General features: G+C 71.5%; 21 protein-coding genes. 8 read left to right on the top strand and 13 right to left on the bottom strand.

Translation table 11 applies throughout. The annotated features are described in order from the left end of the window. Positions 1–17: 17 nt before the first annotated feature. The 8 genes from M8542_RS31310 to M8542_RS31275 all read right to left on the bottom strand — a co-directional run bounded on the left by M8542_RS31310 (position 18) and on the right by M8542_RS31275 (position 7,203). A complete protein-coding gene (locus M8542_RS31310) occupies positions 18–2,123 on the bottom strand; it encodes an MMPL family transporter (RefSeq protein WP_257923876.1) in 2,106 nt (701 codons plus the stop codon). A gap of 112 nt (positions 2,124–2,235) precedes the next feature. Beyond that, positions 2,236–2,484 (bottom strand): hypothetical protein, encoded by a 249-nt coding sequence (locus M8542_RS31305; protein WP_257923875.1) that lies wholly within the window; start codon positions 2,482–2,484, stop codon positions 2,236–2,238. Further along, complete coding sequence (locus M8542_RS31300) at positions 2,481–2,822, bottom strand: ArsR/SmtB family transcription factor (protein ID WP_257923874.1); 342 nt, start codon at positions 2,820–2,822, stop codon at positions 2,481–2,483. The genes M8542_RS31305 and M8542_RS31300 overlap by 4 nt, the downstream gene beginning before the upstream one ends. 56 nt (positions 2,823–2,878) lie before the next feature. Beyond that, positions 2,879–3,598: a DUF2786 domain-containing protein gene (locus tag M8542_RS31295; protein ID WP_257923873.1), complete on the bottom strand. Its 720-nt coding sequence runs from the start codon at positions 3,596–3,598 to the stop codon at positions 2,879–2,881. A gap of 279 nt (positions 3,599–3,877) precedes the next feature. Beyond that, entirely contained in the window at positions 3,878–4,528 is a 651-nt protein-coding gene (locus M8542_RS31290) for a response regulator (RefSeq protein ID WP_257923872.1), read from the bottom strand. After that, positions 4,525–5,652 carry a sensor histidine kinase gene (locus M8542_RS31285; protein WP_257923871.1) on the bottom strand — a complete coding sequence of 376 codons (1,128 nt, stop codon included), beginning with the start codon at positions 5,650–5,652 and terminating at the stop codon, positions 4,525–4,527. Before M8542_RS31285 ends, M8542_RS31290 begins: the two co-directional genes overlap by 4 nt. Before the next feature lie 217 nt (positions 5,653–5,869). Then, the gene (locus M8542_RS31280) at positions 5,870–6,427 is read right to left on the bottom strand and encodes a TetR/AcrR family transcriptional regulator (protein WP_257923870.1); all 558 of its coding nucleotides are present in this window, start codon (positions 6,425–6,427) and stop codon (positions 5,870–5,872) included. Further along, positions 6,406–7,203: an SGNH/GDSL hydrolase family protein gene (locus tag M8542_RS31275; RefSeq protein ID WP_257923869.1), complete on the bottom strand. Its 798-nt coding sequence runs from the start codon at positions 7,201–7,203 to the stop codon at positions 6,406–6,408. Before M8542_RS31275 ends, M8542_RS31280 begins: the two co-directional genes overlap by 22 nt. Positions 7,204–7,361: 158 nt before the next feature. On the opposite strand from M8542_RS31275, the gene M8542_RS31270 reads away from it, so the two are divergent. Together M8542_RS31270 and M8542_RS31265 are read left to right on the top strand one after the other, a co-directional pair. Next, positions 7,362–8,141 (top strand): methyltransferase domain-containing protein, encoded by a 780-nt coding sequence (locus M8542_RS31270; protein ID WP_372508655.1) that lies wholly within the window; start codon positions 7,362–7,364, stop codon positions 8,139–8,141. Positions 8,142–8,208: 67 nt separating this feature from the next. Further along, on the top strand, positions 8,209–8,637 hold the full coding sequence (locus M8542_RS31265; RefSeq protein ID WP_257923867.1) for a YybH family protein: 429 nt from the start codon (positions 8,209–8,211) through the stop codon (positions 8,635–8,637). A gap of 6 nt (positions 8,638–8,643) precedes the next feature. Here the strand turns inward: M8542_RS31265 and M8542_RS31260 are convergent, their stop codons facing one another. Then, positions 8,644–10,119, bottom strand: a complete 1,476-nt coding sequence (locus M8542_RS31260) for a helix-turn-helix domain-containing protein (RefSeq protein ID WP_372508653.1) — start codon at positions 10,117–10,119, stop codon at positions 8,644–8,646. A 104-nt stretch (positions 10,120–10,223) separates the two neighbouring features. Here M8542_RS31260 and exaC point away from each other — a divergent pair, with 104 nt between their 5' ends. Beyond that, positions 10,224–11,747 (top strand): acetaldehyde dehydrogenase ExaC, encoded by a 1,524-nt coding sequence (gene exaC, locus M8542_RS31255; RefSeq protein ID WP_257923865.1) that lies wholly within the window; start codon positions 10,224–10,226, stop codon positions 11,745–11,747. Continuing rightward, a complete protein-coding gene (locus M8542_RS31250) occupies positions 11,747–12,115 on the top strand; it encodes a DUF779 domain-containing protein (protein ID WP_257923864.1) in 369 nt (122 codons plus the stop codon). Before exaC ends, M8542_RS31250 begins: the two co-directional genes overlap by 1 nt. Here M8542_RS31250 and M8542_RS31245 read toward each other — a convergent pair. Further along, complete coding sequence (locus M8542_RS31245) at positions 12,084–13,439, bottom strand: M20 family metallopeptidase (protein WP_257923863.1); 1,356 nt, start codon at positions 13,437–13,439, stop codon at positions 12,084–12,086. The genes M8542_RS31250 and M8542_RS31245 overlap by 32 nt on opposite strands. A 54-nt stretch (positions 13,440–13,493) precedes the next feature. On the opposite strand from M8542_RS31245, the gene M8542_RS31240 reads away from it, so the two are divergent. Together M8542_RS31240 and M8542_RS31235 are read left to right on the top strand one after the other, a co-directional pair. Continuing rightward, positions 13,494–14,177 (top strand): MOSC domain-containing protein, encoded by a 684-nt coding sequence (locus tag M8542_RS31240; RefSeq protein WP_257923862.1) that lies wholly within the window; start codon positions 13,494–13,496, stop codon positions 14,175–14,177. Then, on the top strand, positions 14,167–14,757 hold the full coding sequence (locus M8542_RS31235; protein ID WP_257923861.1) for a TetR/AcrR family transcriptional regulator: 591 nt from the start codon (positions 14,167–14,169) through the stop codon (positions 14,755–14,757). The genes M8542_RS31240 and M8542_RS31235 overlap by 11 nt, the downstream gene beginning before the upstream one ends. Before the next feature lie 54 nt (positions 14,758–14,811). On the opposite strand, the gene M8542_RS31230 is transcribed toward M8542_RS31235, so the two are convergent. Together M8542_RS31230 and M8542_RS31225 are read right to left on the bottom strand one after the other, a co-directional pair. After that, a complete protein-coding gene (locus tag M8542_RS31230; protein WP_257923860.1) occupies positions 14,812–16,377 on the bottom strand; it encodes a beta-N-acetylhexosaminidase in 1,566 nt (521 codons plus the stop codon). Between the two features lie 65 nt (positions 16,378–16,442). Continuing rightward, on the bottom strand, positions 16,443–18,314 hold the full coding sequence (locus M8542_RS31225) for a propionyl-CoA synthetase (RefSeq protein WP_257923859.1): 1,872 nt from the start codon (positions 18,312–18,314) through the stop codon (positions 16,443–16,445). Between the two features lie 185 nt (positions 18,315–18,499). Here M8542_RS31225 and M8542_RS31220 point away from each other — a divergent pair, with 185 nt between their 5' ends. Next, positions 18,500–20,257: a serine/threonine-protein kinase gene (locus M8542_RS31220; RefSeq protein WP_257923858.1), complete on the top strand. Its 1,758-nt coding sequence runs from the start codon at positions 18,500–18,502 to the stop codon at positions 20,255–20,257. Continuing rightward, entirely contained in the window at positions 20,254–20,601 is a 348-nt protein-coding gene (locus tag M8542_RS31215) for a hypothetical protein (RefSeq protein ID WP_257923857.1), read from the top strand. The genes M8542_RS31220 and M8542_RS31215 overlap by 4 nt, the downstream gene beginning before the upstream one ends. Here M8542_RS31215 and M8542_RS31210 read toward each other — a convergent pair. Beyond that, positions 20,598–21,167: a class I SAM-dependent methyltransferase gene (locus tag M8542_RS31210; RefSeq protein ID WP_257923856.1), complete on the bottom strand. Its 570-nt coding sequence runs from the start codon at positions 21,165–21,167 to the stop codon at positions 20,598–20,600. The genes M8542_RS31215 and M8542_RS31210 overlap by 4 nt on opposite strands. Positions 21,168–21,205 lie beyond the last annotated feature (38 nt).

Below are 21,205 nucleotides of genomic sequence, written 5' to 3'. Positions count from 1 at the left end.
GTGCCGAAGGAGACCTGTCAGGACAAGTGAAGAGTTCTGGAGCGATCTTTAAGGTCTGCTACAGCTTCACCACGCCAGAGCCGGTCGCCGAACAGGGCGAGCGCCGCGGGAAGCAGCACGCCGCGCACCAGGGTCGCGTCGAGCAGGATCGCGAACGCCATGCCGAGGCCGAGCATCTTGTACTCGATCGCGGCCAGGCTCAGGAAGATGCTGAACACCCCGGTCATGATCAGCGCCGCGCTCGTCACGACGCCGGAGCTGCGTGCCGTGCCTTCGACGATCGCGGTCCGCGCGTCGGCGCCCGCCCGCCGGCGTTCGCGGATCCGGCTGAGGATGAAGACGAGGTAGTCGGTGCTCAACCCGAACAACAGCACGAAGAGGAACATCGGTAGCCAGCCGAGCACCCCGCCGTAGGGCGTGAAACCCAGTAGTGGTGCGAGAAAGCCGTCCTGGAACACGAACGTGAGCACGCCGTAGGCCGCGCCGACCGACAGCAGGTTGAGCACGATCGACACCACCGGCACCGCGACCGACCGGAACACCACGAGCAGCAGCGCGAACGCGAGCAGGAGGATGAACCCGAAGACGTACGGCGCCCGCGCGAGCACCTGCGTGGTGAAGTCGTGCGCTTCGGCGGTCCGGCCCGCCACGGCGTACCGGACGCCGTCGACCCGGCCGACCGTCCGGGGCAGCAGGGTTTCCCGCAACGTCGTGAGCGTGCGGCTCGCCGTTTCGTCGTTCCCGGTGCCGCCCAACGGGATCCGGACGACGAGAGCCCGGTCCACCGGGACCACCACCGCCGGTTGCGGTGTCCGCGCGGTGAGTTCGCCGATCGCCCGCCGGAGCGCGGGGGTGTCGACCGGGCCGCCGTCTTCGGCCCAGAGGACGACGTGCGCGGGCATCGTCACGCCGGGAAACGCTTCCTGGACGCGCGCGGCGGCGTCGATCACCGGGATGCTGCGCGGCAGGCTTTCGGTCGGTGCGGGGTCCTGCAGCCGGATCCCGAGTGCGGGCACGGTGAGCAGGACCAGGACGGCGGCGGCGAGCCCGCTCCACAGCGCGGGCCGCCGGGTGACGACCCCGGCCACCGCCGCCCAGAACCGCGAGCGCGTCCCGCGGTCGCCGAGCCACGGGATCCGGCCGCGGTCGACGTGGCGGCCGAGCACGGACAGCGTCGCGGGCAGGACGGTCACCGCGGCCAGGACGGCCAGGCCGACGACGAGGATCGTGCTCACGGTCAGGCCGCGGAGGTTGTCGAGCCCGGTGAGCAGCAGGCCGGTCACGCACAGCACCACGGTCAGCCCGGACACGACGATCACGTGCCCGGACGTCCGCGCGGCGATCCGGATCGACTCGTCGACTCCGTGGGCGCGTTCTTCGCGGACCCGGCGCAGGAAGAACAGCGAGTAGTCGACGCCGACCGCCATGCCGATGAGCAGGGTCATCGCGGAAGTGGCGCTGTTGACCGGGATCCAGTTGTCCACAAGGGACAGGAAGCCGAAGGTGGCGAACACGGTCGTGCCCGCCAGCAGCACCGGGACCGCCGCCGCGACGAGCGAGCCGAACACGACGGCCAGGATCAGCAGGGTGATCGGCAGCGAGCGCGTCTCCGACCGCTTGATGTCCTCCTTGATGCTCTGGTCGACCGCGCCGGACACGCTGAGGTCGCCGGCCTGGGCCAGGTGGGCGTCCGGATGGCGGGCGGCCACCGCGTCGACGGCGGCGGTGGCCTTCGCGAGGTTCGCGCGGATTTCCGTTCCGGCGCCGGTGATCCGGAAAGTGACCAGTTCGGATCCGCCGTCGGCGGACACCTGGTCGTGGCGGATTTCCGCGACCCCGCCGGACGTCGTCAACGTCGTCACGAGGTCGGTCACGGCGGCGGTGTCGTCGCGGGGGACGAGGACGTTCTCCCAGAACGGTTCGCGGGTGGCCTGGCGGTCCAGGGCGGCTTGGCCGGCCCCGGCGTCGCCGGCCGGGCTCGACCGCGCGTCGGTGCCGGGGAGGAAAGTGCCGACGGCCCAAGCGAACGCGACCAGCGCCAGCCAGCCGAAGATCGCGGCGGCGCGGTGGCGCAGCGACCAGTTCGTGACGCGTTCGACCACCGGGGGTTTCGCGGGCAGCATGAACTAAAGTCCTTCCGTGGAGGAGTGATCCGACGAGAGCTCGCCCTCGGGCGAGTGGGTGCTTCTTCCTCCTGGGCCGCCGAGTTGCCGCTCGGCGGTCCAGGGCCTCAACTCAGTCGACCTCCTTGAGCACGTGTTCGATGGACCGCAGGCGATCCTGGACGTCGCGCAGCCGCTGTTCGGTGTCTTCCTGCGTCCGCACGGCTTTCTCGGCCAGGCTGCGGTACTCGTGCTCGCGCGCGAGCGTGGCCTTGGCCCGCCAGGTCGAGGCCAGCTGCACGATCGCGATCGACAGCACGACGGTGATGAGGACGAAGACCCCGGTCACGCCGATGATCTCCTGCCACTGGTGCCAGTTCATGCCCGTCCCTCCTGTTCGTCCCGCTGGACGGATTCCGGTGTGGTCAGCGTCGGCACGGCGGCGGCGATCGTCTCCGGCGTCAGCACGACGGAGAACGGGATGAGCTCGTAGAACCGCAGGGTCTTGCCGTCGTCGCCGACTTCGAAGCTGGCCGCCACCAGGCCGGCGGCTTCGAGCTTGCGCAGGTGGACCTGCAGCAGCGCGCGGCTGATCCGCAGTTCGCGCGCGAGCTTGCTGACGTAGGTGCGCTCGGCCCGCAGGGCGGCGACGATCCGCAGCCGGTGCGGGTTGCCGAGGGCGCCCAGCTGCCGCAGCAGGTCGTCGCCGGTCGTCCACATGCCAACAAAAGTTAGCAGGTGGTCCGGTGTGGGGCTATCAGGGTGATCCCTGAAACTCAGCGCAGGGCTTTTCGCCGCCGGGTGAGGGCGGCCGGGTCGAGGTTGGCGCGGGTGCCCGCGTCGTGGCCGTCGAGGTAGCCGCTGCCCGACAACCTGCGCGGCGCCGCCGAGCGCAGGCTGCCGTACTCCGCGTCGAACGCGTGCTGGACCAGCTGGGACCGGTCGCGGACCACCAGCTCCGCCGAACGCTCGCCGGGCGGCGCCGTGCGGACCGCTTCCTGCTCGGCCAGCGTCAGGCGCTCGTGCACCGCACGGGCGAAACCGTGCAGCCACGTGCGCCGGTACGCCGCCAGGGACTCGCCGGGGAAGAAGCCGTCCGGGCGGACGCGGGTCAGCTGGGTGCTCGCCTGCAGCAGCAAGCTCGTGAACAGCAGCTCCACCCGCCCGAGGTCGGACCGGTAGCCGAACACCGTGACGCTGTCGACCTTCTGGCCGAACCGGTGCAGCAGGGTCCGGCAGCGCAGCGGGTAGGCGACCGAGGTCAGCAGGCTCGCCTTGTCGCGGCTGTACGGGTCGTTCATCGGGATCTTCAGCGTGCCGATCTCGTCGGCGCTCGCCCCGGCCGCGGCGAGCATGGCCTGGTCGATCCCGTACCGCGCGACCAGCTCGGCGGCCTTCTTGTTGTAGGCCTCGGCTTCCGCCTCGGTGACCGCCGGGTCTTCGGCCTTGGCCAGCAGCTTGCGGATGCGCTCGAGCTGCGGGTCTGACTCGGTCATGGAGGGCAGGGTATTCGATCAGGTGTTCGGACGCGCGCACCGGGTGGGCGTGTCGCCCGGCGACCGCCTGTCGTGCCTGGACCGGCACGGCGCTGCTGCGCGCGGTGCTGTCCGAGCTGCGGGCGCGCGGGCGGCGGAGCGCCGAATGCCGGCAGATCGTCGCCGGGTCCGCGGGCGAGCCGTCGGCCGGCGCGCTGGGCCGTGCCGGGACCGGGCCGCTGCGTGGAGGCGCACGTGCTGCGTGGCTGCTCGCCGATCGTGATCGCCGCTCGGCAAACGTCAGCCGCCCGGCGACACGAGCCCGGTCTCGTACGCCACCACCACCGCCTGCGCCCGGCTCGAAATGCCGAGCTTCGCCATCAGCCGGTTGAGGTGCGTCTTCACCGTTGCCTCGCTGACCCGCAGCTCCGCCGCGATGCCGGCGTTCGTCGCGCCCGTGGCCACGAACCGCAGCACCTCCAGCTCGCGGTCGGTCAGGCTCGGCAGCTCCGGTGCGGCCGAGGGTGCCGCCGCCGTGAACGCCTCCACCAGGCGGCGGGTGATCGTCGGGGCGAAGAGCATGTCGCCGCGGGCCGCCGCCTGGATGCCCGCGATCAGCGTCGCCGGGGGGCTGTCCTTCAGCAGGAAGCCCGACGCGCCCGCGCGCAACGCCGCGTAGACGTACTCGTCGAGGTCGAACACCGTCAGCATGACCACGCTCGGCCGCGGCCCCGGCGCGGCGAGGATCCGCTCGGTCGCGCGCACGCCGTCCAGCTCCGGCAGGCGGATGTCCATCAGGATGACGTCGGGGCGCAGTGCCGCCGCCTTCGCGACGGCCTCGAGCCCGTCACGCGCTTCGCCGGCGACGTCGATCTCCGGCACCGCGCCGAGCAGGGCCGCGAACCCGGCGCGGACGAGGTCCTGGTCGTCGACCACCAGCACGCTGGTCACTCGGGCTCCTGCGGTTCGGGCGACGGGCGGTCCGGGTAGGGCAGGGTCAGCACGACGGCGAACCCGGCCGGCTCGCGGGGACCGATTTCGATCACGCCACCGTACATCCGGGCGCGTTCGCGCATGCCGACCAGCCCGTGCCCGGCCGGGTTCGGCGCCGCCACCCGGCCGCCCTGGTCGACGACGCTCAGCACCAGCTCGCTGGCCCGGTAGTCGAGGACGAGCGAAGCCGCGCCACCCGCGTGCTTGAGGACGTTCGTCAGCGCCTCCTGCGCCACGCGGAACGCGCACAGCTGCTGGCCGGGCGGCAACATCCGGGGTGCGCCGAGCACGCGCACGTCGACCGGGACGCCGGCCTCGCGGACCCGGGCGGCGAGCGCGTCGAGGTCGGCGAGTCCCGGCTGCGGCCGGTAGTCCCCGGGCGGCCGGCTCGCCGGACGGAGGACGCTGAGCAGGCGCCGCAGCTCGTCGAGGGCTTCGGTCGTCGTGCCGGTGATCGTGTCCAACGCCGTCCGCGCGGTGTCCGGCGACGAGTCGAAGACGTATCGCGCGAGGTTCGCCTGCACCGAGATCACCGAAAGGTGATGCGAGACGACGTCGTGCAGCTCGTGCGCGATCCGGATCCGCTCCTCGGCGAGGGTCTGCCGGGCGTCGCGCAGGCGGTGGCCACGCACGTAGGCGGTGCGGCCGATCGCCGCGATCCCGGTGGCGAGCAGCAGCGCCAGGAGCGAGTCGCCGACCGGCGAGACCGGGCTGCCGAAGAGCATCGACGCTTCGTAGGCGGCCAGACCGAGCACCGAAACGAGCAGGGCGTCCCGGAACCGGCAGTGCGCCCACACGGTGTAGGCGGCCACGACCACACTCAGCTGGCCGAGCTGCGAGCGGAAGCCGAGGCCGTAGAACAAGCCCATCAGGACCACGCAGGCGACCAGCGCGGGGATCGGGAACCGCCGGCGCGGCACGAGGGGCAACGCGCTCACGACGGCGAGGACCAGGCCGAGTGGCCGCGCGTGCTCGCCGAAGCGCCCGCCGAGGTCGGTCGCGCCGGCGAGCTGGTAGACCGCGACGACGACGGTGAGCAGCACGTCAGTGAGCAGTGGCCGCGCGCGAAGGAGTCCCGGCACGTCCGCGAAGCTACCGGGCCCGCCTTTCGCGGTAGGTGCCGCGGGCCGGGTACCGCGAAGGTTTACCCCGCTTCCGTCGTCGGTTGGTTTCGCCGCGTGGCCGCCGTCGCTAGCGTCTGACGCCGAATGGGTCGAACCATTCCCCTTCGCCCGGCGGAGAGCGGTGACCCAACCCGACGCAGGGGGAGGGCTTCGGTGCACCCTCTTCGCCGGGTCCCTAGGCCAGGTAGGCGTCTAGCGTGACGGCCAGCGCCGACTCCGGTGACGGCGCGAAGCTCGCCCCGGCCAGCCCGCCCCACAGCCACAGCTGCGCGAGTCCGTGCAAGGCCGCCCACAGCGACGCCGCGACGAGCCGCAGGTCGGCGCCCGAGCGCGCGACCCGGGTCGGCACCGCCGCCACCAGCACGGCGAAGGTGTCGAACACCGCGCTCGCCGCCGCCGAGAGCGCCGGGTCGTCGGGGTCGATCAGGTCGCGGCGGAACATCAGCTCGAACATCGCCGGGTTGGTCAACGCGAAGTCGAGGTAGCTGTGGCAGGCGGCGGTCAGCCGCTCGCGCGGCGAGTTCCCCGGCAGCGTCTCCCGGCGGGACAGCAGGTCGGCGTACCCGCGCGTCGCGACGGCGGACAGCAGCTCGGCGCGGCCGGAGAAGTGCCGCAGCGGCGCGCCGTGCGAGACGCCGGCGGCCTTGGCGATCCCGCGCAGCGTGACCGCGCCGACGCCCTCTTCGGCGAGCAGCTCCGCGGCCGTCGTGATCAGGCGTTGCCGGGTGCCCATGCCTCGTCCCGGGTGATGGGGAGCAGGTCCGGGCGCTTCGGGAAGAAGCCGTCGCCGGGCTGGCGGCCGATCAGCCGGTTGCGCGTGCGCGTGACGGCGACCGGCAGGACCTCGCGCAGCAGCCAGTGCAGGTCGGCGCGCCAGCCGCCGTCGGCCGCGGCGCCGGGCAGCGGCGCCAGCCAGGTGGGGTCGGGTTCGTGGCCGAGCGCGTGCAGGACGTACGCGGCGAGCCGCCGGTGGCCGTGCGCGGACAGGTGGAGGCGGTCGGCGCCGAAGTACCGCGAGTCGGTGACGGCCTGGTCGGGCCACAGGTCGATGAGCAGCGCGCCGTAGCTGACGGCCGCTTCGCGGATGGCGTCGTTGAGCGCGACGATCCGCGGTCGCATCCGCTGGCCCATCGGCATCCGGTGCGAGATGTCGCTGAGGGTGAAGGTGACGACGGTCGGGGCGATCTCCGTGCAGGCCCGGATCGCTTTGTCGACGCGCCGGGCGACGGTCCGCGCGTCCCAGCCCCGGCTCATGACGTCGTTGCCGCCGCCGAAGAGCGCGACGAGGTCGGGGGCCAGCCGGGTGGCGGCCGGCACCTGCTCGGGCACGATCTGGTCGAGCCGCCGCCCGCGGACGGCGAGGTTCGCGTACCGGAACCCGGGGTCGCCCTCGGCGAGCCGGGCGGCGACGAAGTCGGCCCAGCCGCGGTAGTGCCGCTGGTCGGGGTACGGATCGTCGAGCCCTTCGGCGCAGCTGTCGCCGAGGACGACGAAACGGTGGTGGTTCATTCCGCTCTCCGTAACCCGTGGTTCACCTTGTGGACACTGTCTATCAAACTCTTGTAGACGGTGTCTACATCGGGGTGCTCACAAGGGTCTGTAAGTGCCGCGTCGGTGGCGAAAAAGGGGAGGAGGAGCGCATGGTCGCGGGCGTAGTGTCGGCGATCATGATCGGTTCGGCGAACGCGGGAGACGACCCGGCGGACGGCTGGTTCCCCGAGAGCGTTGCCGCGGGCTACGACGCCCCGGGTGGTGCGAACGTGCCCGAGATCGTGACGCCCGCGGTGGACGTCCTCGAAGACCTGGCCGACGGCCCCGTGCTCGAGTTCGCCGTCGGGACCGGGCGGATCGCCGCGCCGCTGGCCGCTCGCGGGGTGCCGGTGAGCGGCATCGAGCTGAGCCGGGCGATGGCGGCGCGGATCGCCGGCAAGCCGGGCGGCGAGGCGGTCGAAGTCGTGCTCGGCGACATGACGACGACTCGGCTGGCCAGTCGGTTCTCCCTGGTCTACCTGGTGTTCAACACGATCGGCAACGTGACCACGCAGGACGGGCAGGTCGACGTCTTCCGCAATGCGGCCGCGCACCTGCGGCCGGGCGGGTTGTTCGTCGTCGAGGTGGGCCTGCCGGATCTGCGCCGCCTGCCACCCGGGCAGGACACCGTCCCGTTCACGGTGGCGCCCGGCGCCGCCGGAGGCGGCTATGTCGGGTTCGACCAGTACGACGTCGTCACGCAACAGTTCACGTCGAACCACGTCACCGTGTCACCGGACGGGACCGGGCGGTTCCGCCGAATTCCCTTCCGGTACGCCTGGCCGGCCGAGCTGGACCTCATGGCGCGCATCGCCGGGATGAGCCTGAAACACCGCTGGGCGGACTGGGACCGCTCGGAGTTCACCGCTGAAAGCACCAAGCACGTGTCGATCTGGGAGACGGAGCCGAGCACGTGACGGTCCGCGCGGCCAGTGCACCCGCAAACGGACCTCACAATCGGGTCCGCTGTTTCGTCGTACTGGCATGACACTTGAAGCGAACGAAGTCGAGCAGCACCTCCACCGGATCATCGACGCCCTCCGCGCCAAGGACCTCGACGCCCTCCGGCGGGTCTACGCCGCGGACGTCGTCTCCTTCGACGTCGAGCCGCCGCTGCAGCACGTCGGCGTCGACGCGAAGCTGAAGAACTGGGCCAAGGTCTTCACCTTCTTCGAGACCGTCGACTACGAGCTGCGCGACCTGACCGTCACCACGAGCGGCGACTTGGCCGTCGGACACGGGTTCGGCCGGATCAGCGGCACCCTCCGCGACGGGACCGCGACGAACGGCATGTGGGTCCGCGCCACCTTCGCCCTGCGGCGGCGGGACGACGGCTGGGTGATCGTCCACGACCAGGCGTCGGTGCCGTTCGACATGGCCACCGGCAAGGGCGTGGCCGACCTCGAGCCGTGACGGGGCTCAGGCGAGCCGGGCGCGGTGGGCCGACACCGCGGCCCGCCGCGGGTCGGTCGCCGGGAGCGTGCGCAGCAGCGCGTCCAGCACCGCGAAGTCGTCGACGCCGCAGGCGGTCTCCCAGAACGACCACAGCACGGCCGGGTCGTCGCTGTTCAGGGCCACCTGGCGGACCTGCGCGGTGAGCGTCTCCCGCTCCTCGCGGACCGCCGGGGCCTCCGACTCCGGCAGCAGCGGCCCGCGGAAGACGCGCACGACGTCGGCCGCGGAGCCCGACCGCAGTGACGTCCGAGCCCGGGTGAAGTCCGCGTCGACGTCCGCGGCCAGGCGGTACGGGCGCGTCTGCACCACCGACGCGCCCAGCTGGGAGCGCAGCCGGTGGATCTCCGCGCGGACCGTCACCGGGTTGCCCGTCTCGCCGTAGAGCTGCAGCGCCAGCCGTTCCGCGGAGAGGCCGTTCGGGTGCAGCGCCAGCAGGGTCAGGATCTCCGCGTGCCGCAACGTCAACGGCACCTCGCGACCGTCCACAGTGGTCGAGTGGGCGCCGTCGGACAGGTACTCGAGGCGGAGGCGGGAGCGCCGGCCGGCGGCTCCCGACGACGAAAGACGGAGGAGATAGCCCTCCTCGAGCGGCTCCACCGTGGCGAGGCGGCCGTCGGGCAGGGCGACCGTGCCGCCACCGCGGCGGACGTCCACTGTGGACGGAAGCAGGCACGCCTGGGCCGCCAGCACCCGGCCGCCCGCCGAGAGCAGCGCGCCGGGGCGGCCGCGCAGGGCTTCCAGATGCGGCATGTTGACCCGCCGGAGCTGTTCGTCGCGGACCGCCAGCTGCGCGCGCAGCTGCCCCTCCGCCAGCTGGGCGGTGGCCGTGACCAGGGAAATCATGGCCGGGTGGACCGTGCGCAGCGGCCCGCTGACGTCGATCGAGCCGAGCAGCACACCCGTCTCGGGGTCACGCACGGGCGCCGCCGCGCAGGTCCACGTGTGGTAGCGGCGGACCAGGTGCTCGGCCGAGTAGATCTGCACCGGCTCGCCGGTCGCCAGCGCCGTGCCCATGGCGTTGGTGCCGATCGCCGCCTCGCTCCAGCGGGTGCCCTCGACCAGACCCACCTGGTCGCCGCGCAGCAGCTGGCCCGTCGCGCCCTCGCGCCACAGGATCAGGCCGTCCGCGTCGGTCACGATCATCACGTGCTCGGCGTCGTCGGCGATGCTCACCAGCATCTGCCGCAGCACGGGCAGCACCGGCGCCAGCGGATGGCCCTCTCGCAGCGCGGCGAGGTCGCCGGTGTCGTAGACGAACGGGGCCTCGCCCTCGTCCGGGTCGACCCGCGCCGACAGCGACCGGTGCCACGAATCCGAGACGACCGAGCGGGGCGCCCGTGGCCCGGGAACGCCCTGGAGCACCGCCTCGCGGACGTGCTCCAGCAGCCGCGCGTACGCCTCGGGGTCGCGCAGCAGCTCCGGGTCGGGCGCCTCTGCCACGTTCACCAGCGTAGATAGCCGGTTCGCGGCGGTGCAACGCTCGTGCAACGTGGCCGGACCTACGTTGCCCCCACTCCGTCACTCCGAGCAACGAGGCAGGGAAGATGGTCCAGTACGCCGCACCGAACACCGAAGGCAGCGTCGTCAGCTACGAGTCGCGCTACGACCACTACATCGGCGGGGAGTACGTCCCACCCGCGCGCGGCCAGTACTTCGAGAACCCGACGCCCGTCACCGGGAAGACCTTCTGCGAGATCGCCCGCGGCACCGCCGAGGACGTCGAGAAGGCCCTCGACGCGGCCCACGGCGCGGCGCCGGCCTGGGGCCGGACCTCGGTCGAGGAACGCGCGGGGATCCTGCTCAAGATCGCCGACCGGATGGAGCAGAACCTCGAAGCGATCGCGGTCGCCGAGGCGTGGGAGAACGGCAAGGCGGTCCGCGAGACGCTCGCCGCCGACATTCCGCTGGCCATCGACCACTTCCGCTACTTCGCCGGCGCGCTGCGCGCCCAGGAGGGCGGCATCTCGCAGATCGACGAGAACACCGTCGCCTACCACTTCCACGAGCCGCTCGGCGTGGTCGCGCAGATCATCCCGTGGAACTTCCCGATCCTGATGGCGGTCTGGAAGCTCGCCCCGGCGCTGGCCGCGGGCAACGCGATCGTGCTCAAGCCGGCCGAGCAGACCCCGGCGTCGATCCACCTGCTGTTCTCGATCATCGGCGACCTGATCCCGCCGGGCGTGGTGAACATCGTCAACGGCTTCGGCGTCGAGGCCGGCAAGCCGCTCGCGTCGAGTAACCGCGTCCGCAAGGTCGCCTTCACCGGCGAGACCACGACCGGCCGGCTGATCCTGCAGTACGCCAGCGAGAACATCATCCCGGTGACCGTCGAGCTGGGCGGCAAGAGCCCGAACATCTTCTTCGACGACGTCGCTTCGCAGAACGACGACTTCTACAACAAGGCGCAGGAGGGCTTCGCGCTCTTCGCGCTCAACCAGGGCGAGGTCTGCACCTGTCCGTCGCGGGCGCTGATCCAGGCCGGCATCTACGACAAGTTCCTCGGCGACGGCGTCGAGCGCGTCCGCAAGATCAAGCAGGGCAATCCGCTCGACACCGACACGATGATCGGCGCGCAGGCCTCGAACGACCAGCTCGAGAAGATCCTGTCCTACATCGACATCGGCAAGCAGGAAGGTGCCGAGATCCTCACCGGCGGCGTGCGCAGCGACCTCGGCGGCGAGCTGTCGGGCGGCTACTACGTCGAGCCGACGGTGTTCGCCGGCGACAACAAGATGCGGATCTTCCAGGAGGAGATCTTCGGCCCGGTCGTGTCGGTGGCGAAGTTCGACGACTACGCCGACGCCGTCAAGATCGCCAACGACACGCTCTACGGCCTCGGCGCCGGTGTCTGGTCGCGGGACGGCAACACCGCCTACCGCGCCGGGCGCGACATCCAGGCGGGCCGCGTCTGGGTGAACAACTACCACGCCTACCCGGCGCACGCGGCCTTCGGCGGCTACAAGGCGTCCGGCATCGGCCGCGAGAACCACAAGATGATGCTGGACCACTACCAGCAGACGAAGAACATGCTGGTCTCCTACTCCGACCAGGCGCTCGGGTTCTTCTGATGACACGAAGGGTCGACTTGACACCGGCTGCCGCGGACCTCCTGCGGCAGCTGGTGTCACTCCACGGGCCGGTGATGTTCCACCAGTCCGGCGGGTGCTGCGACGGTAGTGCCCCGATGTGCTACCCGTTGGGCGAGTTCAAGACCGGCGTCTCGGACGTGCACCTCGGCGCGTTGGAGGTCGAGGGCATCGAGGACGTGCCGGTGTGGATGTCGGGCCCGCAGTTCGAGTACTGGAAGCACACGCACCTGACGATCGACGTCGTGCCGGGGCGCGGGAGCGGGTTTTCGTTGGAGGCGCCCGAAGGCGTGCGTTTCCTGATCCGCTCGCGGCTGCTCACCGACGAAGAGTCGGCGGCGCTGAACTGAGGGAGCCGAACAACGCCGTGGCGAGTTCCAGTCCTTCCCGGGCGACCGAGGAGAGCAGGTGCTCGTCCGGCGCGTGCTGCTTGCACCCCGGGTAGGAGTGTGGCAGCCACAGCGTGGCCAGGCCGAGGACGTCGGTGAAGACGTGGTTGGGCAGGCCGCCGCCGAAGCTGGGGAGCAGGGCCACCTGCTTCCCGGCTTCGGCCAGTGCTTCGCGGGCCCAGGTCACCCACGGGTTTTCGACCGGCGTGCGGCTGGCTTTGAAGCTGGCGTCGGTGGTCACCTCGATCATCGGAAACCCTTGCGCCACAAGGTGGTCCCGGATCGTCGCGGTGATGTCGCCGACATCGGTGCCCGCGACGTACCGCAGCTGCAGCACCGCGCGGGCGCGGCCGGGGATGGCGTTGACCGGGCGGTCGGCGTTCCCGGCGTCGAGGGCCAGCACCTCCAGGGTGTTCCAGCCGTAGAGCCGCTCGGCGGGGCCGAGTCGTTGATCGCCCCAGCCCTCGTCCGGGGCGTCGACGACGACGTCGGCCAGCGCTTCGCGGACGGACTCCGGCAGCTCGGGCGGCAGCAGTGCGGGCACCTGGATGCGGCCGTGGCCGTCGACGAGGGTCGCGATCGCCGCGGCCAGCGTCGTGGCCGGGTTGCGCAGGATGCCGCCCCAGTTCCCGGAGTGGGAGCCACCCGGGCGCAGGTCGACGTCCAGATCGATCCGGATTCCGCCGCGCGCCCCGAGGAACAACGTCGGGGTCGCGGCGTCGAGGCGCGGGCCGTCGGAGGCGATGAGGACGTCCGCGCTCAGCAGGTCTTTCTCCTGCTCGGCGAACTCGGTGAGCCCGGGCGAGCCGATTTCCTCGCCGGTTTCGAACAAGAACTTGAGGTTGAAGCCGAGCTTGCCGCGCTCGGCCAGGACCAGCCGCAACGCCGTCAGGTTGATCAGGTGCTGGCCCTTGTTGTCGGCGGTGCCGCGGCCGTACCAGTGGTCGCCTTCGGCGGTCAGCGTCCACGGATCACGGCCTTCGCCCCACTCGCCGGCCTCGCCGACGACGTCGGCGTGGCCGTAGCAGAGCAGGGTCGGGAGGTGTTCGCCTTCCGCGCGGACCCCGACCAGGAACGGGCCGCCCGCCGGGTCCGGGTTGGCGTGCTGAGTGACGTCGCAGCCGAGGCCGGTCAGCGCCGGGGTCAGGACTTCGTCGAGGTACGCCTGGATCGCTTGCCGGCCTTCGGGCGCGTCGCTGACCGTGGGGTAGGAGACGAGCCGGGCGAGTTCGGTGAAGTACGCGCCGGAGTCGACGTGGGCGCGGGCCTGGTCGAGCAGTTCCATGGCCGCCAGCCTAGAGGGCTGAAACTATACGAACGGTCGTGCTATCTTCTCGGTATGAACGTCGACAGCGTCTACGTGGGCGAGCCGAGCGTCCTGGGGTACCGGCGGGAGCTGCCGGTGCTGAGCGGGATCACGAAGGCGCTGGTCACGGCGCCGGAGCTGAAGCTGACCGAGCTGAACCTCGACGGCGACCGGCAGGCCGACCTGACCGTGCACGGCGGCCCCGACAAGGCCGTCTACGTCTACCCGGCCGAGCACTACGCGGCCTGGCGGGAGGACGGCTTCGAGGTTTCGACGGCCGACTTCGGGGAGAACATCTCGCTGTCCGGGCTCACCGAGGACGACGTGCGGATCGGGGACGTCTGGGCCTGGGGCGACGCGCTCGTGCAGGTCTCGCAGCCGCGGTCGCCGTGCTACAAGCTCGGGATGAAGACCGGGCGCAAGGACATCACCCCGGCGATGATCGACTCCGGGCGCAGCGGGTGGTACCTGCGCGTGCTGCGGCCGGGCACGGTGCCGACGTCGGGCGCGATCGAGCTGGTCGAACGCGCGGACGGGCCCACCGTCGCCGAGGTGTACGTCATCTCGTTCGCGAACTACGGGCAGCTGCCGCCGGAGCACGTCGAACCCGCGCTGGACTTCGCCGACCGCGTGCTGGCGACGCCCGCGCTGGCGGTGCAGTGGAGCGCCGGCATCCAGTCCACTGTGGACCGCTGGCGGGCGCGGCGTGCCGGCTGACGGCCGGCTCGCCCGCGGCGACGCGACCCGGCGCCTGGTGCTGCGGCACGCGGTCGACGTCGCGTCGGTCGACGGTCTCGACGGGCTGTCCCTCGGCCGGCTGGCCACCGAGCTGGAGCTGAGCAAGAGCGGCGTGTTCGCGTTGTTCGGCTCGAAGGAGGACCTGCAGCTCGCGACGGTCGAAGCGGCGCTGGAGATCTTCCGCTCGTACGTCGTGACGCCGTCGCTCGACGTCGCGCCGGGCCTGCCGCGGCTACGCGCGATCTGCGAGAACTGGCTGGACTATTCGGAAAACCGCGTGTTCCCGGGCGGGTGCTTCTTCTTCAACGTCGGCGCGGAGTTCGACGCGCGCCCGGGCCGGGTGCACGACGCGGTGGCGGCGGCGAGCGGCTCGTTCGCGGAGTTCATCCGCGAGTCCTGCCTCGAAGCCGTCGCCCTCGGTCACGTGGACACGGACCCCGAGATCCTGGCGTTCGAGCTGCACGCACTGGGCCGCGCGGCCAACGCCGACGCGGTCCTCAACGGCGGGACGCGGGCATACACCCTGGCCAGACGAGCCATCGGCGCAAGACTGTCGTGAGTGTTTAGGGCGGTTAGAACCGCCCTAAACACTCACGACAAGGTGACCACCTGCTTACTTCCAGTCGACCTGGGGACTGCGGTAGAAGTTGATCCCCTGGGCCACCCAGCGCGGGCTCTGCTTCGCCAGCCGCGCGTGGTAGGCGTCCCAGTTGTGCGTGGACTTCGGGGACCAGCCGATCTCGGCGATCCCCGGCAGCCGCGGGAACGCCATGTACTCGATGTCGGCGCTGGTGCGGAGCGTCTCGGTCCACAGCGGCGCCTCGACGCCCGCGACCGACCTCTCCCCGACGCCGGTCACCAGCGACGCCGGATCCCAGTCGTAGCCATCGCGAACCTCGATCAGCGCGGCCCAGTCCTGGCCCAGCGGCGTCTGGTCGTTGTACTTCATGTCCAGGTACGCGTAGTTCGCCGGCGACATGAGGATCTTGTTGCCGCGGGCCGCGGCGGCCGCCACCGACGCGTTGTCGCCGCCGAAGTCCCAGTACTGCGGGATCGCCGACACCGGCAGCGTGGACTTGGCGATCTCGTGCCAGCCGGTGACCTTCTTGCCGTACTTGGCGACGATCGGCTGCACCTTCTGCTGGAAGGTCAGGTAGTCCGCCGGCGGCGTCGCGTGCGCTTCGTCGCCGCCGATGTGCAGGTACTGGCCCGGCGTGATGGTCGCCAGCTCGCGCACGACGTCGTCGACGAACCGGTACGTGATCGGCGAGGCGATGCACAGCGAGCTGTAGCCGACCTCGGTGTCCGTGCGGACCGGGACGGCCTTGCCGTCGCAGTTCAGCTCCGCGTACGTCGACTGCGCCGCGTTCGTGTGACCCGGCATGTCGATCTCGGGGATCACCGTGATGTGCCGCGAAGCCGCGTACGCGACGATGTCCTGGTACTGCTTCTGGGTGTAGTAGCCGCCGGGGTCGCCGTCGACGGCCGTCTTGCCGCCGACCGTCGCGAGCTTCGGCCAGCTCTTGATCTCGATGCGCCAGCCCTGGTCGTCGGCCAGGTGCAGGTGCAGCGTGTTGATCTTGTACTGGGCGATCTGGTCGATGTACCGCTTGACCTGGTCCGGCTTGAAGAAGTGCCGGGCGACGTCGAGCATCGCGCCGCGCTCGCCGAAGCGCGGGTAGTCGAGGATCGTGCCGCCGGCGACCGTCCACGTCCGGTGCTGGACGCGCTTCGCGTCGATCGCCGACGGGAGCAGCTGCCGCAGCGACTGGACGCCCTCGAAGAGCCCGTCCGCGGTGTTGGCCTTCAGTGAGACGCCGTCGCGGGCGACCTTCAGCTCGTAACCCTCGGTGCCGATCCGGGTGTCGTGGCCGAGCTGCAGGGAGATCGCGGGCAGGCCCCACGCGCGCGGCACGACCGGCAGCGGGTAGCCGGTGGCCGGGCGGAGCAGGCCACGCAGGTAGTCCGCGACCTGGCCGGCGCCGCGGTCGGCGCTGATCACGGTGAACGGGGTCAGCTTGAACTCGCCCCGCGGATCGGCTTTCGCGGAGACGGGCGCCGGGACGACGTCGGTCACGCTGCGTTCCGGGGCGGCCGGGGCTGCTGCCGCAGAAGCGGGCACGCCGACGGCCGTGAGACTCACGATCGCCGCGGTCAGGACGGCTCTGGACAAGCGCATCAGGGCACCTCCGGTCGGGGACTCCACCCAAAGGTACAGACCAGCTGGGCTATTTGGAACAGTCCTTAACGAAGGGCCTTCCGGATGGCTTCGAGCACGCTCGGGTCTTCGATGGTCGAAGGTACGGCCTCGTCGCGGCCGTCGGCGATCGCGCGCATGGTCTTGCGCAGGATCTTGCCCGACCGGGTCTTCGGCAGCGCGTCCACAATGGACACATCGCGGAAGGCGGCGACCGGCCCGATGTCGCGGCGGACCATCGCCACCAGTTCGTCGCGCAACTGCTCCTCGCCGATGTCCGCACCCGCCTTGAGCACGACGAACCCGCGCGGCAGCTGCCCCTTGAGCTGGTCGGCGACCCCGATGACCGCGCACTCGGCGACCGCGGGGTGCGAGGCCAGCACGGCCTCCATCGACCCGGTGGAGAGCCGGTGCCCGGCGACGTTGATGACGTCGTCGGTGCGGCCCATGACGAACAGGTAGCCGTCCTCGTCGAGGTAACCGGAGTCGCCGGTCAGGTAGTGGCCGTCGTAGCGGGACAGGTAGGCCTCGCGGTAGCGTTCGTCGTCGCCCCACAGCGTCGGCAGCGAGCCCGGCGGCAGCGGCAGCTTGACCGTGATGGCGCCTTCGCGCCCGGCCGGCAGCTCGGCGCCCGCCTGGTCGAGGATCCGGACGTCCCAGCCGGGCACGGGTACGGTCGCCGAACCCGGCTTGACCGCCATCGGCTCGACGCCGCGGAGGTTGGCCGCGATCGGCCAGCCGGTCTCGGTCTGCCACCAGTGGTCGATCACCGGCGTGCCGAGCTTGTCGTGCGCCCAGTGGTAGGTCTCCGGGTCGAGCCGCTCACCGGCCATGAAGAGCGTCTTGAACGCCTTGAGGTCGTACTTCTGCAGTTCGAGAGCGTCCGGGTCGAGCTTCTTGATCGCCCGCAGCGCGGTCGGCGCGGTGAACAGCGCCTGGACGCCGTGTTCGGCGATGACGCGCCAGAACGCGCCCGCGTCCGGCGTGCCGACGGGCTTGCCCTCGTAGAGCACGGTCGTCGCGCCGACCAGCAGCGGCGCGTAGACGATGTAGGAGTGCCCGACGACCCAGCCGACGTCGGAGGCCGTCCACCAGATGTCGCCCGCGTGGACGTCGTAGACCGCGTCCATCGAGTAGGCGAGCGCGACCGCGTGGCCGCCGGTGTCGCGCACGACGCCCTTCGGCTTCCCGGTCGTCCCGGACGTGTAGAGGATGTACAGCGGATCGGTCGCGGCGACCGGCACCGGATCGGCCGGGGTGGCGCCCGATGCCAGCTCGGCCCAGTCGAGGTCACGCGCGGTCAGCTCGGCCGGCGCCTGCTCGCGCTGCAGCACGACGACGTGGTCCGGCTGGTGCTCGGTCAGCGCGAGCGCGTCTTCGATGATCGGCTTGTACTCGACGACCCGCGTCGGCTCGATGCCGCAGGAGGCGGCCAGGATGACCTTGGGTTTCGCGTCTTCGATCCGCGCCGCGAGCTCCTTCGGCGCGAAGCCGCCGAAGACCACTGAGTGCACCGCGCCGATTCGCGCGCAGGCCAGCATCGCGGCGGCCGCCTCGGGCACCATCGGCAGGTAGACGATGACCCGGTCACCCTTCGTGACACCCAGGGAGCTGAGCGCGCCGGCGAACTTCGCGACCTCGTCACGCAGCTCTTCGTAGGTGTAGGTGCGTTGCCGTCCGGTCACGGGAGAGTCCCAGATCAGTGCGGCCTGCCCGCCCCGGCCGGCCTCGACGTGCCGGTCGAGCGCGTTGTACGCGGTGTTCAGCTCGGCGTCCGGGAACCACCGGAAGAACGGCGGGTTCGTGTCGTCCAGCGCCTTCTCCGGAGCCTTGCTCCAGCTGATTTTCTCCGCCGCGGCCAGCCAGAACGCGTCCGGCTCGGCCAGGCTCCGCCGGTAGGCTTCGGAGTACGCGCCCATGCCCCGCTCCTTCGCGTCGATCGTCCGGACCGACCCCATCATGACGCGGGAGCGGCGGGCTCGCCGGATTCCGGGCACCCTGAAGACCCGGCAACCTCGCGGCGGCCGGGAGCGTCCTAAGCTGGACCGCGGGGAAATGCCGCGTGAAGGCACGAAGTGAACACGGACAGTGAGGGGATCCGGCGGTGAACGGACTCGCGAGCGCGTTGCTCTCGCTAGCCCATTCCTTGTTCGGCCCGGGCTTCTGCCCCGGCGACTGGGTCTGGGCCACGAGTGCGGCCGGCGCGCTCGTCGCGCTGGTCCCGCCGATCGGCGCGCTGGCGGTGTCGATCATCCGCAAGGGCACGGGCAACCGCTACGACGCCACGACGCTGGGCGTCTTCGGCGCGATCGGCCTGGTCAGCGCGCTGGTGCTGCCGTGGCTGCTGTCCAACGGCGTGTCGGGCGTGTACCGCGCGGCGTTCGCCGGCGGCAAGACCGGCCTGAGCAAGAACGAGCTGTCCTCGCTCGACAGCGTGGGCGGCTGCTGGGTCGGCAGCCAGAAGGACTACCTGGGCGGCGGCCAGAGCGTCTACGACGTGCTGTTCGCCCGCCACGGCAGTGACATCCCGTTCTTCGTCTACCTGCTGGCGTTCATCGTGCTGGGCGCCGGCTCGCTGCTGTTCGTCATGCTGCAGGGCCGCACGGCCTTCCGCCGCGGGCCGAAGTGGCCGTCGCGGTTCTTCTGGATCCCGTTCGCCGCGATGCTGGTGTTCAGCGTCGGCATGGAGGCGAACACCGCGCTGCACTTCTGGCTCGGGTTCCTGCCGTTCAGCGTGCTGGGCCTGATCCCGGTCGCGATGGTCGGGCCGCCGCCCTGGTCGGTGATCAACCGGTCCGACGCGCCGCCGCAGCGCGACCAGGAGCCGCACCGCCCGCCGCAGTCGCAGCTGCAGCCGCGCCCGACCCCGCCTCCGCCGCCCCCGCCGCCGATCAACAAGCCGTACCCGAAGACCGCGCTGGCGTCGGCGCCCGAGCCCCCGCCGATGGCCGGGGCGCTGGCCGCCGCGCCCGGCCCGATCCCGCCCCCGCCGGGCTCGCGCAACGCCGGCGGCAGCCGTTACCGGCGCGTCAAGCAGCTCGGCGCCGGCGGGTTCGGCACGGTCTGGCAGGCCGTCGACACCCAGCTCAACCGCACGGTCGCGCTGAAGATCGCGCACGCGCCGGACCGCGACACCGCCGAGCGCATGCAGCGCGAGGCCCGCGCGCTGGCCGTGGTCAGCCACCCGAACTGCGTCAAGGTGTACGACCTCGCCGAGGAGCCGGACGGCCTCGCGCTGGTCATGGAGTACCTGGAAGGCCGGCCGCTGGCCGAGCTGGTCGACGGCCAGGGCCCCCTCGACGACGTCGCCGCGGGCCGCCTGTGGGCGACGATGGCGGGCGCGCTGGCGGCGGCGCACGAGAAGGGCGTCCTGCACCGCGACATCAAGCCGTCGAACATCGTGCTGGACCCGAGCGGCCTGGCCCACCTGATCGACTTCGGCATCGCCCGCAGCCAGGGCGACTCGAAGATGACGGCGACGGGCATGATGATCGGCACGCCGGACTTCGTGGCCCCGGAGCAGGCCATGGGCTCGGCGGCCTCACCGGCGTCGGACGCCTGGCAACTGGCGGCGACGATCAGCTACGCGCTGTCGGGCCAGCCACCGCGAGGTACTCGCGAGACACCGATGGCGGCGTTGATGGCGGCGGCTCGAGCGGAGCCGGTGTCGCGGCTGCCTCAGCGGAGTGCGCACGCGCGGCTGCTGGCGGCTTCGCTGGACCCGGAGCCGCGGCGACGTCCGACGCTGAACGCTGTGCGGCGTGAGGTGGAGGGGTGGCTGTCGCGGGCCGGGAAGTCGGCTGACGGTCCGGTGACGCGGGTCGTGCCGCGGCAGCCGGGTGGCCAGCTGCCGCGCCGGTGACCACGGACGACGAGCGGGCGGCGCTGGCGAGCGGGTTGTCGCGCTTGCCGCTGCCCGAGCTGGTCGACGTGCTCCGGCGGGTGCTGCCCGCATACGCCAAGCCGAGGGGCGCCACGCCCAACACCCTGTGCCTCGCCGAGGTCTGGTGGGTGAGCGGCCGCCGTGATCTGGGGCCGAGCGTCGACGTCGTGGCCTGGCCGGACCGGGAGTACTACGACGGCGGGTTCGGCCCGGCGTCGGGAAACTGGGAATCGGGCACCTGTCCCGAGTGCGGCCTCGACGTGGTCTCCACGGCCAAGCGCGCGTTCTGCCCGGCCTGCAGCACGCCCTGCTGGCTGACTTAGCCGGGCTTCACGGCCGAAAAGATCACGATCTCCTTCGGCCGTGCCTTCACCTCCACCCGCTCGAAGCCCGCTCGTTCGAGCCGCCCCGGCAGGGTCGCCGCGTCGAGGACGTTCATCGTGTCGCCGATGTGCAGCAGGCGGAAGCGGAAGCTCAGCTGGCTGTCGCTGCCGCAGTACGTGCCGCCCGGGTGCAGCACCCGGGCCGCCTCCGCGAAGATCGCGTCCTGCAGCCCGACCGTCGGCACGTGGTGGAGCATCGTGAAGCACACCACCGCCGAGAACCGGCCCGTCTCGAACGGCATCTCCGCGCCGCTGCCCTCCACCACCTCCGCGCGGTCGCCGTACTCCGCGCGCAGCAGCTCGCTCGACGCGTGGTCGATCTCCAGGACCGTCAGCTTCGGGACGACGTCGAGCAGCACCTTCGTCGTGGCGCCGAAGCCGGGGCCGATCTCGAGGACGTCGTCGCCGAGCTCGCGCTCGGCCAGCCACGGCTTCAGGCGCTCTTCGACCGTGTCCGCCCACTTCGCGGAGCTGCAGAGCTTGCGGTGGATCAGGTTCATCGGCATACCCACGACGCTAAAGCGACATTCCGGTGGCCGACAGC

This window comes from Amycolatopsis iheyensis (assembly GCF_024703995.1).
GTDB lineage: Bacteria > Actinomycetota > Actinomycetes > Mycobacteriales > Pseudonocardiaceae > Amycolatopsis > Amycolatopsis iheyensis.
Note: the sequence above shows the minus strand (reverse complement) of the source record. Positions and strands in the feature narration are given on the sequence as shown.